We start from the raw sequence: 13,197 nt of genomic DNA on the forward strand, positions 1-13,197 counted from the left end.
GAAAACATCTAGTTTCTAAACAGAGCAAACTAAGCTAAGATTTTGAAGATTGTCATCTTCCAGTTTTTCTTATGAGAATTGCCCAAATTGCACCGCTATGGGAACGAGTGCCACCTTTTCGCTACGGCGGGATTGAACTCATTGTCAGTTTACTAACTGATGAATTAGTTCGGCGCGGTCATCAGGTAACATTATTCGCCTCTGGAGACTCGATTACAAAAGCTCAGATGAAGTCAGTGCATAACCAAGCGCTGCGCTTAGATTCAAAGATTAAAGAGCCTGGAGTTTATGAGCTAATGATGCTCTCTCAGGTCTATCAACAGGCGCATCACTTTGATATTATTCACTCCCATGTCGGCTATGCAGCTCTGCCCTATACGCCTTTTGTGAAGACGCCGACCGTACACACAACACACGGCATTTTCACGCCAGATAATGAGAAAATATTCCGGCAATTTGCATGGGAGCCTTATATCAGTATCAGTGAAGCTCAGAGAGAACCCCGACTCGGTTTAAATTACATCCATACGGTCTACAACGGCATCGACCCAGCAGTATATCCCTTTCAGGAAAAACCAATTGAACCGCCCTATCTAGCCTTTGTGGGGCGTATTTCCCCAGAAAAAGGTCCGGAAGGAGCAATAAAAATTGCTCGTGCCAGCGGCTATCCTTTAAAAATGGCAGGTAAGGTTGACCCGGTAGACAAAGTTTATTTTCATGAACAGATAAAACCGCTGATTGATGGCGAACAAATCCAATATCTCGGTGAAGTTTCTCACGAAGAAAAGGCGCAGTTACTAGGAGGTGCCACCGTGACGCTATTCCCGATTACCTGGCGGGAACCATTTGGCTTGGTAATGATTGAATCGATGGCAACGGGGACGCCTGTGATTGGAATGGCGATGGGTTCGGTGCCAGAAGTCATCGCGCATGGCAAGAGTGGATTTGTTTGTCACTCTCTGCAAGAAATGATTGACGCAATTCCACAAGCGATAACCTTAAACCGCCAGACGTGCCGAGACTACGTTTTGAATCGCTTTAGCGTCAAGACGATGGTGGATGAGTATGAACGAGCTTATCAAATGACGCTAATGGGGAATCCGGAAGGAGTAAAACACTAGCAAATTACTAATTTTTGGCATAAGTTTTTTCCTTGAATTTGATTAATTCTAAGGGATCTAAACCAGAGGGCGTCATCAATTCTTTTGCTAATAAATACCCGGCACAAGTCCAGGTTTGATGCCTTCTGGCTTCTCGACCAATTAAGTGACCGCTTTTCCCGTCATAATATTCAGGCCAATCTTCTTTTTGCAAACGTTTTCCAGCTTTTTCAATTGCTGCTTTTGCAAACTGCATATATTCTTCTTCTTTTGAATCTTGACCCAATTTTCGAGCGGCGGCTGCCCACATCCACATCAAAACAGGCCAACTTCCCCCATTGTGATACGACCAAGGACTATTTTTAGGATCGCAACCCGTCAAAATTCTCCAATCTTCGTCTTCTATGGCTGGATAACAGATTTTGAAAGGCATTTGTCCAATTAGCTCTTTATCTCGTTTTTCGATGAGATTCATGATTTTTTCGGACTGATCGTTGGTAACTAAGGAACAAACGATTGCCATCAAGTTACCAACCGAAAAGAATCGAAAATCCATCTGCGATGGGCCAATATTTCCAACTAAATAACCCCCGTCTTCTGGCAGCCATTCGTCTAAATTAGCATAAGGAATAGATGCGGCATAGATATTGTATTTGTTGATAGCGGTTGCCCCATATTCCTCAACATTGTACTGATAGGTTTGATTTAAACGATCCATATCCATCCAATACTCAGTCCGAATATGGTTAGCCAGAGAACCCAATCGTTTCTCTATCGCTGAGAGAATATCTTTATTGTTGTGATTTTTGCGGTCGAGTAGCTCATCAGCAGCACGCAAGGCAGCGTAGAATAGGACTTGGATTTCTAGTGGGTATCCATAGATGCCCATTCGACGGTCAATCATAAAAGCTCCATCGGGAACTAAGAGAGTAGGTTCTCGATCGAAGCGATCGCTAAAACAAAGTTCCAGAATTAATCTGATTCCTTCTTGGAAGTCGGCTTGATGGACTAAAGAGGTGTCGCCCGTCGCTTTCCAATAAGCCCGCAACAGGATAATCCACCAGAGGCTAGAATCAACTGGCGTGACTCTAGCGATCGCGTGCTGACCAAAATCGGGGTCTAAGTGTTCTTTGCCCTTCTTATTCTTAATAATTTTGAAGCTAGCTGGCATTAAAACTCGACCCGTATTCAAAAAAGTTTCGGATCTTTCTTGTTGGTGTAGTTCTAACGTTACTTCTAGAAAATTTTTGACAATTTCCTTGCCGTTGACTGTAACCTCTTTTTTGTTATCAAGTTGAACGGAAAATTCACCTTTAACTAAAAATAAAAGTGCTACTGGAACAAAATCACGAATAAAAACTTGGTCATAATTCAGCGTATCTCTACTAACTTTTTTGGGGATATTTATTTCATTTTTATCTTTTTTATAAGTATGAGCGGCTGGAGTTCCAACCAGCCGTCCTTTATAAGAGATAAGCGAATCCACCAGTATTTGTAATGCTTCTATTTCCAGTGCCTCTACTCCCATCAGATGCGAACCTCCTTAATTTCTAGAGCAATCTATTATACGAGATGCTGCTTCATCACAGACACTTTTAAGCCAGAGAATTGTGCAACATAATCCCTTAAATAGAGCGTACTATAGAATGCAGGGTGTGGTGTATTGTTGAATTTCCATTTAACGCCGTCATCCCCGCAAAGGGCATGATTGACCAGGTTGAGCGAAGAAAAAATCCGTCCGCAGTAAGAGAGTTGGAAAAAAATTGGAAATTTTGTTCTCTCCGAACGATAGAGCGGATCGTTGATTAGATTTGTAGAAGTATAAAAAGGGCACATTTGTCGAAACCTCGCTCCTCTACTGAATATCAGTAGCGATGGGTAAGGTTTTAAATTAGATCGTGTGACCCTGATTAAAGCCTCACAAAGACCCTGTATTCTTGAGCAGAAACCTGATTCATGGCACCGGATATTCTTGAACTGGACGGAAAAACCTTTGTTCCCGCACAAGAGCTGCCCATTCCAGAGTGGCCTTGCGTTCTTGGCGATCGCCCCCAACCGACTCTTACTATTAAAGACAATGACCTGTTTTTAGTCACCGATACCCTGGGCAACATTGCCGGGTGTTTAGGCGATGACATGAATGCCAGCATGGGGCTTTTCTGCGCCGATACGCGGTTCCTTAGTCGCCTGGAACTGCAAATTAACGGACGCTCCCCCGTCTTGCTCAGTAGCACAGCTGACAAAGGATTTGCCCTTTCAGTTCTGTGTACCAATCCCAGCATGGACGGAGGAGAGCGATTAGAGGGAGGGGATAAATTAGAGCCAAATGAGCAAATTGACGGCGGGGCAATTTTTGACTTTGCACCTCTTCGAGCCGACACCATCGGAATTAACCGAGAAATTGTCCTAAATGGAGCGCTGTTTGAAGAATTAACTGTTTCCAACTACAGCACCAGTTCCATTCGCTTTCAACTGAGTCTCAGCTTTGATGCGGATTTTGTGGACTTATTTGTAGTCCGGGGGTACGGTCGAAAAAACAAGGGGCAGCTGTTACGAGCCGTGCCTAAAAGTCAAGCCGCAGAACCCGAAAAGCAAGAAATGACGCTCGCTTATCAAGGGTTGGATGGCTCTGTAATGGAATCGCACATCGAGTTTGTTCATCGCCAGCCAGACACTCTCAGTGGTTATACGGCAGTTTGGCAGCTAGAGATGGAGCCTCACGAAACCCAAAAACTGGGCTATCGGCTGCAAATGCGTACCAATAACCGTCCCACTTCTAGGGTATCTGCCCCAGTCACGCTGGTACAGGCTAGAGCCGCAGAGTTATCGGAGCAGCAAGAGTGGCGTCAACACGTAACCGGGATTCGCTCAGACAAAAACACGTTTAATCGAGCGATCGAGCGAGCCGAGCAGGATACTTATTTACTGCGCCAGTCTTTCGGCAAAGGGAAGGTACTCTCGGCTGGGGTGCCTTGGTTTTCGACGTTGTTTGGGCGCGACTCGATTATTGCGGCGTCGCAAACGCTGATGCTCGATCCTACAATTGCCCGCGAAACTCTTACGATCTTGGCTGAATACCAAGGGAAGACGGATAATGAGTGGCGCGATGAGCAGCCTGGGAAGATTTTGCACGAGCTGCGTTTGGGTGAAATGGCGCGTTGTGAAGAAATTCCCCATACACCTTATTACGGCACCGTAGATGCGACACCGCTGTGGTTAATGCTGTATGCGGAACACTTTGCCTGGACAGCCGATCGGGAAACCCTAGAGCTACTGTGGCCGAATGCCTTGGCGGCAATGGATTGGATTGACCGCAACAGCAAGGAAACGGGTTATCTCATCTACCAACGCCAATCGAAGCGGGGTCTGGCGAATCAGGGGTGGAAAGACTCTGGCGACTGTATTGTGAATCGCAAGGGGCAGATGGCGATGGGCGCGATCGCTCTTTGTGAAGTGCAAGCTTATGTCTATGCTGCCAAAATCCGTCTGGCAGAAATTGCCCGCATGAAGAAGCGCCTTGATTTAGCCGACAGGTGGCAAGATGAGGCGAGAGATTTGAAGAATCGCTTCAATCGGGATTTTTGGATGCCAGAGGAAGATTTCTGCGCCTTGGCTTTGGATGGCGACGGCAATCAGGTTGATAGTATTACTTCTAACCCCGGTCACTGTCTGTATTTGGGCATCTTGACACCAGAAAAAGCTTATAGCGTGGCGGAACGGCTACGGGCACCGGATATGTTCAACGGCTGGGGAATTCGCACCCTCAGTAGTTTGTCACCGGCTTATAATCCGATGGGCTATCATGTCGGTTCTGTGTGGCCTCACGACAATGCCATGATTGCGATGGGGGTGCGATCGCTCGGTCTAATCGATCAAGCGCTGGAACTTGCCAAAGCTTTAATGGATATGACTTTACAGCAACCTTATCAACGACCGCCAGAACTTTTCTGCGGTTACGAACGCACAGAAGATAACACTACGGTCAAATATCCCGTCGCTTGTTCTCCTCAAGCTTGGGCAACCGGCAGTATCTTCCAGTTGCTTCAAATGATGGTAAATTTAGTCCCCGATGCTCCCAATAACTGCTTGCGGATTATCGATCCTGCTTTGCCGGAGTCGATTAATCGTCTAGCGCTACAGAACTTGAGAGTGGGGCAGACTTTGCTGGATTTGGAATTTGAGCGTTCCGGCAATACCACTGCCTGTCGGGTTGCCAAAAAACGCGGTAATTTGCGGGTTGTGATTGAAGCTTGATTTAGAAGCTGGGTGGGGAATGCCCACCCAGCTCTATCAAGCTGATTGCCAGTCTCTAAAAAATCTTGCTAATTTTTTGAGTAAATTATCTGATTTTCCTTTTAAAATCCCGCTACTTCATGCTTCCTCAGAGGTTTCCCCATTGATACCGGGAGAAGATTTGTAGAGGGCGTCCAATTGTTCGCGGGCGTCTTCTACGGTCATGGAACGCATCACCAAAAGCGGTTCATTAATCGGGTTCCCGGCATCATCTAATAGTTCCGGGTGTGGGATTGACCCATAAGGAGAGCGAGAATCTCTAAATTGGGACTGCATCCCTGGTGGGTAGCGCCGTTGAGAATCCATACTACTGATGGTTAACAAGTTGCGGAGCATATTCCCTATAGCAAGAAACGCCAGAACAGTAAAGGCAATTAAATAAAGCAGGTGTAACATACGATTTTCCTCCAAGCCGCACAGTCTAATGGGATGTTCGTCAATAGGGGCTTTCGCATTCGTGGCGAAACGGTAATGCTTGCCCCCGGATTTTCCGTAAAAATGTTTCGCCCTTAGATTTACTTGTTCGTGGAAGTGGATTGCTCAGCGTGGAAGCGCATCGACACCTGCCAACACTCAGTAACCAACTGGTGCCAAGGCATCAGAACTGACGTTTCAATGCCAACTTGAGCATCAGTCGCTTGAAAGAGCATCTGAGCGGTGCTGACTTCCGCGTGAGCAAGCTTGACTCGATCCAGTAAGTCGGATTGCTGTTGGGCACTTAAAAAAGTAATTTCTTCAGTTTCTAAGAGAGCGCGCGATCGCGCAAACCAATACTGAAAATCTTCTAAGAGCGGTTGTAATACCGTTTTCAGCAATTCATTTTCAGGCAAGTTGGAAGCAGCCATGAATCAAAAACCGAATACTATCTAAATTTAATCTTAACGTAGTTTACAATTCGTAATAATATTTTTAGATTCTCTTAAACAACAACCACATCGCCAGGGAAAAACAACCTCGGTATGATAGAGGCAGTAACACCCGATTAATTGCCCGTTTCTTCGTCCTTATGGAACCGCCGATGAGCGTCTCAGAATCTCCAGCGTCTCAAGAACAGCCAGAAAAAATGTATTTGCCCCGTACCAGCGAATCTGAATCGTTGAAGAAAATCCGTCACACCGCTTCCCACGTTATGGCAATGGCGGTGCAAAAGCTGTTTCCCAAAGCGCAGGTGACTATCGGCCCTTGGATTGAGAACGGCTTTTACTATGACTTTGATAATCCAGAGCCATTTACCGAAAAAGATTTGAAGTCCATCCAGAAAGAGATGGTCAAAATCATCAATCGGAAATTGCCGGTGATTCGGGAAGAAGTCAGTCGCGAGGAAGCTGAAGGTCGGATCAAGACAATTAATGAGCCTTACAAGCTAGAAATATTAGAAGACATTGAGGAACCAATTACCATCTACCACTTGGGGGATCAATGGTGGGATTTGTGTGCTGGCCCTCATTTGGAAAATACCAGTGAGTTAAATCCGAAGGCAATCGAACTCGAAAGTGTTGCCGGTGCTTATTGGCGGGGGGATGAAACGAAAGCTCAACTCCAGCGCATTTATGCCACCGCTTGGGAAACGCCAGAACAGCTGGCTGAATATAAGCGCCGCAAGGAAGAAGCGCTACGCCGAGATCACCGCAAACTCGGCAAAGAACTGGGACTCTTTATTTTCTCAGATCCGGTGGGGCCGGGATTACCTCTGTGGACGCCGAAAGGAACGGTGTTGCGAAGTGTTTTAGAAGACTTCCTGAAGCAGGAACAGCTGAAACGCGGATACCAGCAGGTGGTGACGCCTCACATTGCCAGAGTCGATTTATTCAAAACTTCCGGACATTGGCAGAAATACAAAGAGGATATGTTCCCGCTGATGGCGGAAGATGAGCAGGCGGCGGCGATAGAACAGGGATTCGTCCTGAAGCCGATGAATTGCCCCTTCCACATCCAAATCTATAAGAGCGAGTTGCGTTCCTATCGGGAACTGCCGATGCGTCTGGCGGAATTTGGCACCGTCTACCGTTACGAGCAATCTGGGGAACTGGGCGGCTTAACGCGGGTGCGCGGTTTCACGGTGGATGATTCTCACTTATTTGTGACGCCAGAACAGCTAGACAGCGAATTCCTGAAAGTGGTGGATTTGATTCTGTCGGTGTTCAAGAGTCTGCAACTGAAAAACTTCAAAGCGCGACTCAGTTTTCGCGATCCGGCTTCAGATAAGTACATCGGTTCCGATGAAGCTTGGGAGAAGTCTCAAGGTGCGATTCGCCGGGCCGTGGAAACCTTGGGCATGAACTACTTTGAAGGCATTGGCGAAGCCGCATTTTATGGCCCGAAACTGGATTTTATCTTCAGCGATGCCCTAGATCGCGAGTGGCAGTTGGGTACTGTCCAAGTGGATTACAACCTGCCAGAACGGTTTGATTTGGAATATGTGGCGGAGGATGGTTCCCGGAAGCGTCCGGTGATGATTCACCGCGCTCCTTTTGGCTCCTTGGAACGGCTGATCGGGATCTTGATTGAAGAGTATGCGGGGGATTTCCCGCTGTGGTTAGCGCCAGTCCAAGCGCGATTGCTGACGGTGAGCGATGCCCAGTTGCCTTTCGCTCAGGAAGTGGCACAGAAGATGCGATCGCTCGGTATTCGCGTGGAAGTCGATACCAGCGGCGATCGCATGGGCAAAATGATTCGCAATGCCGAAAAGGACAAGATCCCTGTCATGGCGGTGGTAGGGGCGAAAGAGCTGGAATCAAATAGCCTGAGTATTCGCACCCGCGCGGCTGGCGATGTGGGGGTCATTCCTGTAGAAGAAGTGTTGGAGAAGATGAAAAACGCGATCGCTAACTTCGACAATTTTTAAGAAGTTGCCAGTTCATAGTTCATAATAGGGGCACTCCAAAAGAGTGCCCTTTTTCAATTGGGTGCATCTCAATAACAGCAAAAATGCTACCCCAGCCCAGTCTCTCTTTGCTTGCAAAGAGGGGTTAAATCTTTCCCCCTCTCCGTCCACGGAGAGGGGCTGGGGGTGAGGTTCCGCCTTTATATTGCACGCTATAAATCCGTTTAATATTGATATTTTTCAGCTTCCCAGTGCCTGCCGATTCCAACATTTTTTAGAGTGCTGGTTTGGGAAATCTAACAAATAGATTGCTAATCCCGATAACAAATACATACAGTACAACCGCACCCGCAAGCGTTACCGCAGTGTAGGCAGTTGCTTTATTTTTCGGGCATTTCATCACAATCGGCAATCCCAGATATAGCAGATATACGCTATACAACCCAGCAAGAAATGCGAAAATCGTGAAACTTGGGATGATACGGAGGATACCGGCTAACCAGGCAGGTGTGTTGGCATAAGCAGCAACTTTAAGAGCTTGTAGCTGATTTTTCTCGGCTGAAAATTGAGGAGCGAAAGCATTAATAATCAACGACAAGAAAAATACGCTTAATAGTGTTAGTAAAAAGCTAACACCTGCATATAAAATAGCTGGCACTAAGGGCAACCGAGACGTAACGATACTAGAGGTATTGATGCCGATAACTGCCCAACCAACAGCTGCGGCGATTGGAGCGATCGCTGCCAGAGGAGCAATATAGGTGTTATACAATCTAGCGCTAGAGGTTGTTTCTTTTGCGATCGCTCGCCACTCACTTTTGGGGTGCAACAGGATATTTGGAATGCGCTTAATTAAGTTCATTTTTTACTTTGTTTTATTGATTTGATGTAGCAGAACTGATTTTAAGCCCCAATCCAGCTAAACACTATATATCTTCCCAATTATTAGGATTTCACCCTTTTGTCAGATGCTGCCAGCGCAGATATTAGTTAAATCAATATCCATTTAAATATTCCTTTAGCAAGAGGATTTAAGAGGTTGACAAAAGGTATGCTAAGAAGGGTTTTGTCTTAACTCTCTGGCTAGGTAGGATCTAGCTAAGGTGGAGGTGGTAAAAAAGCGATCGCCCTGGTAAAACATCCGAATCATATGGGATTTCACGGTTGCGGGGATGTTTTCTTGCTGTCATGAATTTGATGAATGAGGGCAAAAGCACGCGAAGCCTAGAGACGAATCAAAGATTTACCTTTCTGCACGCAAATAGGGTGCCGGTAGTAGCGATTGGTGAATTTTGACTGTAACGCACAAGGCGCGGCAACTTGTGTGAAGGCAATTTGTGTCAAATAGATACGGTTGCGAGGCGGCAATGTGATACCTAATACAGTTCTGGCGGGAATCCTAAGTAAAGGAGCAACTGCTTTTCGCAAAATCTATTTGGCAATAGAGGAATTGCAAATGCAAGTATGCGATCGCCCACTGCAATACACCGCAATAATACACAGGTTGACCCATGCCAACAAAGGGATTGCTTAGCTTAGAATCTGTCATCGATCGTCGTCCTCTGACTGTATCGGCTGACACCCCACTGATGGACGCGATCGCCATGATGGGCAAAGCGAAAAGCAGTTGTGTACTTCCTAGTTTGAAGATACCCCCAGAAGCAGTGCTAATGAGCGAAGCACGAGCTAGCGCTGTCTTTGTAGTAGAAGGGTTGCAGTTAATCGGAGTGTTTACCCACACAGATGCTATCCAGGTAATTGCCTCAGGAATCAATTTAGCAGAAGTCAATATTGCCTCGGTGATGACGCAGCCGAGCATCGCTCTGACTGAATCTGACAGCGAGAATATTTTCACAGCATTGTCAATCCTGCGCCAGCATCAAATTCGCCACCTACCTGTTATAGACGCGCAAAGGCAAGTGGTGGGCACTATCACCCTAGAAAGTATTCGCCAAGCACTGCCCCTCGATGAGCTAATCAAATCGCAGCCTTTGACAGAAGTGATGACTGCCCCAGTTATTCAAGCACCGGCGACGGCTTCGGCGCTGAGCTTAGCTCAATTAATGGCAGAACACCAGGTCAATTGTGTTGTGCTTACAGAAGAAAGTTCCGAGTCGAGTTCTATTGAAAACTCAAAACTTCAACCCGATCCCTTGAGCGAAGCAAAGGTTCAACACTCAAAACTTCCTACGCATCGCTACACTAACAAAACTCAAAACGTGCGACCTACCGCTACGCTAACAACCCTCCTGAAGCCAGTAGGGATTGTCACCGAACGGGACATCATCGATCTTCAGGCTCTCAGCCTGGATTTATCGCAGATACAGGCGTTTAGGGTAATGAGGGCATCCGTGTTGTCTTTAAGCCCCTCAGATTCAGTGTTAGTTGCCCTTTGGGAAATGCAGCAGCACCAGGTGCAGCGAGTTGTGGTGTCGGAGAATCCCAGGGAGCTGTTAGGTATTGTTACCCAAACCAGTTTTTTGCAAACGCTCGATCTCACACAAATATCTACAGCAGTAGAGCAATTGCAGCAATCGATCGAGCAGTTTGAAGCCGAATCCTCTCTCCCCCCGCCCAATGAAACCCTAGAACCTCAAGGACAGGAAAGCCCAGCGGAACTCTTGGAACAGCTTGAGCGCAATCGCCTGTTAACCACAATTGCCCTTCGCATTCATCAATCACTCAATTTGGACGAAATTCTGAACACCGCCGTCGCTGAAGTGCGGCAATTTCTCCAAACTGACCGCGTGATTATCTACCGTTTTAATCCAGATATGAGTGGCACTGTCGTTGTCGAATCGGTTGCTGAGGGCTGGCAACCTGCTCTAAGTAGCACAATTCACGACAATTGCTTTGGGAAGAATTATGCCCAAGCCTACAAACAAGGGCGTATTCAAGTCACAGCAGATATTTATACCACCGGGTTAACCCAATGTCACATAGATATCCTGGCTTTGTATGATATCCGAGCGAGTCTCGTGGTTCCGATTCTGCAAGGAGAACATTTGTGGGGTCTGCTGTGCGCCTATCACTGTTCGGGACCCAGGCGGTGGCGGGAGTTTGAGATTGATTTGCTCAAACAATTGTCAACGCAAGTAGCGATCGCAATTCAGCAGTCTGAACTTTATCAGCAAGTACAAGCTGAACTCGCCGAACGCAAACGAGCAGAAGAGCAACTCAAGGCTTCGCTTAAAGAAAAAGAGGTGCTGCTGAAGGAAATTCACCACCGCGTCAAAAACAATTTACAGATTATTTCTAGTCTGTTAAAGCTGCAATCTGCCTATACCAAAGAGGAACAGGTTCTGGGAATGTTCAAGGACAGTCAGAATCGCATTCGCTCGATGGCTCTGATTCACGAAAAATTGTATCAGTCCAAAGACCTATCTAGGATAGACTTTGCTGAGTATATTCGCGACCTGGCAGGAAATTTACTTCGTTCCTACAAAGCAAGCTCTCAGGCAATTACGCTGAAAACAAACGTTAATGACATTAACCTAAACATTGATACAGCGATTCCTTGTGGTCTAATTATCAATGAATTAATGTCCAATTCCTTAAAACACGCTTTTCCAACGCCCAGTATCGATAAGGAAATTTGTATTAATATTTACTCAAACGGCAATTATCAATTTATTTTGAACGTCAGTGACAACGGAATCGGTTTCCCGAAAGACTTGGACTTCCGGAATACTGAATCCTTGGGGTTGGAGTTAGTCTGCACCCTCACTGAACAATTAGACGGGACTATCGAACTTGATAGTCGTAGAGGGACAAGCTTTTTTATCACATTTTCAGAAATCGGCAACATTAGGAAGACATAAATAAAAAAAATGGCAAAGGCAAAAATCTTAGTAGTTGAAGATGAAAGAATTGTTGCCAAGGATATCGTAAAAAGCTTGCAACGCTTAGGATATAACGTTGTTGCTTCTGTGGCTTCGGGAGAGGAGGCAATTCAAAAAGTATCAGAAATTCAGCCCGATTTAGTATTAATGGATATTATGTTGAAAGGGCAAATGGATGGAATAGAGACCACTGAAGAAATTCATAAAAACTTTGATATTCCAGTAATTTATTTAACTGCTTACGCTGACAAACAAACACTGGAAAGAGCCAAAGTCACAGATCCATTTGGCTATATAATTAAACCCTTTGATGAAAGAGATTTACATACTACGATTGAAATCGCACTTCGCAGACATTTAGCCGAAGCAGCAACTCGCGTGGCTCTTGAAAAAGAAAAACAATTAAGCGAACTCAAATCTCGCTTTTGGTTCATGGTTGCCCACGAATTCCGTAACCCGCTAACCGCAATTTTATCTTCTGCTGAATTACTGGAATCTTATAGTCACGAATTAACAGAACTTAGAAGGCGTGAGTATTTCTATCTTATTCAAACATCAGTTCATTCGCTGAACAATTTGTTAAATGAAGTTTTAGAGTTTGGAAAAGCAGACGAAGGAAAACTAGAATGCAAGCCAAAACCCCTGGATTTAGTATGTTTTTGCCGAGATTTGGTAGAACATGTGCAATTCAGCTCTGGTTCAAAGCATAGAATTATTTTCACCAATGAAGGTGACTGTGATGATGCTTGTTTGGATGAAAAACTACTACGGCATATATTTAGCAATTTGTTGGTAAATGCTATCAAATATTCACCCCAAGGCAGCAATATCTACTTTGAACTTTTGTGTGAGAATGGAGAGGCAGTTTTTCAGGTAAAAGACAACGGAATTGGCATTCCTCCAGCCGATCGAGAACTATTGTTTGAATCATTTCATCGAGCGGCAAATGTGAGTAATATTCCCGGTCATGGGCTAGGGCTAACGATTGTCAAAAAATGTTTAGACTTACAGAGTGGAGAGATTGCTGTAAATAGTGAAGTTGGAGTGGGGACTACTTTTACAGTCATGCTGCCATTGAACATCTGCGTAATGCCGGAAAAAAATGTTCCTTCATAGATAGCAGGCTGTTAAACGGTAG

General features: G+C 45.7%; 9 protein-coding genes. 5 read left to right on the forward strand and 4 right to left on the reverse strand.

The features are described 5' to 3' along the window. Nucleotides 1-71 precede the first annotated feature (71 nt). Nucleotides 72-1,121 (forward strand): glycosyltransferase family 4 protein, encoded by a 1,050-nt coding sequence (locus tag NC994_RS07695; protein WP_190432493.1) that lies wholly within the window; start codon nt 72-74, stop codon nt 1,119-1,121. 7 nt (nt 1,122-1,128) lie between these two features. Here the strand turns inward: NC994_RS07695 and NC994_RS07700 are convergent, their stop codons facing one another. Then, nucleotides 1,129-2,628 carry a glycoside hydrolase 100 family protein gene (locus tag NC994_RS07700; RefSeq protein ID WP_190432495.1) on the reverse strand — a complete coding sequence of 500 codons (1,500 nt, stop codon included), beginning with the start codon at nt 2,626-2,628 and terminating at the stop codon, nt 1,129-1,131. Nucleotides 2,629-3,056: 428 nt separating this feature from the next. Between NC994_RS07700 and NC994_RS07705 the strand changes: the two genes are divergently transcribed. Then, complete coding sequence (locus NC994_RS07705; protein ID WP_190411612.1) at nt 3,057-5,354, forward strand: amylo-alpha-1,6-glucosidase; 2,298 nt, start codon at nt 3,057-3,059, stop codon at nt 5,352-5,354. Nucleotides 5,355-5,471: 117 nt separating this feature from the next. Here NC994_RS07705 and NC994_RS07710 read toward each other — a convergent pair whose 3' ends face one another. Both NC994_RS07710 and NC994_RS07715 read right to left on the reverse strand, forming a co-directional pair. After that, nucleotides 5,472-5,789: a DUF2973 domain-containing protein gene (locus NC994_RS07710; RefSeq protein ID WP_190432497.1), complete on the reverse strand. Its 318-nt coding sequence runs from the start codon at nt 5,787-5,789 to the stop codon at nt 5,472-5,474. 119 nt (nt 5,790-5,908) lie between these two features. Next, on the reverse strand, nt 5,909-6,238 hold the full coding sequence (locus NC994_RS07715; RefSeq protein ID WP_190411610.1) for a DUF2605 domain-containing protein: 330 nt from the start codon (nt 6,236-6,238) through the stop codon (nt 5,909-5,911). Between the two features lie 173 nt (nt 6,239-6,411). On the opposite strand from NC994_RS07715, the gene thrS reads away from it, so the two are divergent. Then, nucleotides 6,412-8,238: a threonine--tRNA ligase gene (thrS, locus tag NC994_RS07720; RefSeq protein ID WP_190411609.1), complete on the forward strand. Its 1,827-nt coding sequence runs from the start codon at nt 6,412-6,414 to the stop codon at nt 8,236-8,238. A 253-nt stretch (nt 8,239-8,491) separates the two neighbouring features. On the opposite strand, the gene NC994_RS07725 is transcribed toward thrS, so the two are convergent. After that, the gene (locus tag NC994_RS07725; RefSeq protein WP_190411608.1) at nt 8,492-9,079 is read right to left on the reverse strand and encodes a Yip1 family protein; all 588 of its coding nucleotides are present in this window, start codon (nt 9,077-9,079) and stop codon (nt 8,492-8,494) included. A 649-nt stretch (nt 9,080-9,728) separates the two neighbouring features. Between NC994_RS07725 and NC994_RS07730 the strand changes: the two genes are divergently transcribed. Next, nucleotides 9,729-12,038 (forward strand): CBS domain-containing protein, encoded by a 2,310-nt coding sequence (locus NC994_RS07730; protein WP_190432507.1) that lies wholly within the window; start codon nt 9,729-9,731, stop codon nt 12,036-12,038. A gap of 9 nt (nt 12,039-12,047) precedes the next feature. Further along, nucleotides 12,048-13,175, forward strand: a complete 1,128-nt coding sequence (locus NC994_RS07735) for an ATP-binding protein (RefSeq protein ID WP_190432509.1) — start codon at nt 12,048-12,050, stop codon at nt 13,173-13,175. Nucleotides 13,176-13,197 lie beyond the last annotated feature (22 nt).

It is taken from the genome of Trichocoleus sp. AS-A1 (assembly GCF_039962015.1).
Taxonomy (GTDB): domain Bacteria; phylum Cyanobacteriota; class Cyanobacteriia; order Cyanobacteriales; family FACHB-T130; genus FACHB-T130.

What these genes read in the sequence shown, in the direction of transcription:
- NC994_RS07695 (WP_190432493.1), top strand. Translation starts at nt 72, where the DNA reads ATGAGAATTGCCCAAATTGCACCGCTATGGGAACGAGTGCCACCTTTT.
- NC994_RS07700 (WP_190432495.1), bottom strand. Translation starts at nt 2,628, where the DNA reads ATGGGAGTAGAGGCACTGGAAATAGAAGCATTACAAATACTGGTGGAT.
- NC994_RS07705 (WP_190411612.1), top strand. Translation starts at nt 3,057, where the DNA reads ATGGCACCGGATATTCTTGAACTGGACGGAAAAACCTTTGTTCCCGCA.
- NC994_RS07710 (WP_190432497.1), bottom strand. Translation starts at nt 5,789, where the DNA reads ATGTTACACCTGCTTTATTTAATTGCCTTTACTGTTCTGGCGTTTCTT.
- NC994_RS07715 (WP_190411610.1), bottom strand. Translation starts at nt 6,238, where the DNA reads ATGGCTGCTTCCAACTTGCCTGAAAATGAATTGCTGAAAACGGTATTA.
- thrS (WP_190411609.1), top strand. Translation starts at nt 6,412, where the DNA reads ATGAGCGTCTCAGAATCTCCAGCGTCTCAAGAACAGCCAGAAAAAATG.
- NC994_RS07725 (WP_190411608.1), bottom strand. Translation starts at nt 9,079, where the DNA reads ATGAACTTAATTAAGCGCATTCCAAATATCCTGTTGCACCCCAAAAGT.
- NC994_RS07730 (WP_190432507.1), top strand. Translation starts at nt 9,729, where the DNA reads ATGCCAACAAAGGGATTGCTTAGCTTAGAATCTGTCATCGATCGTCGT.
- NC994_RS07735 (WP_190432509.1), top strand. Translation starts at nt 12,048, where the DNA reads ATGGCAAAGGCAAAAATCTTAGTAGTTGAAGATGAAAGAATTGTTGCC.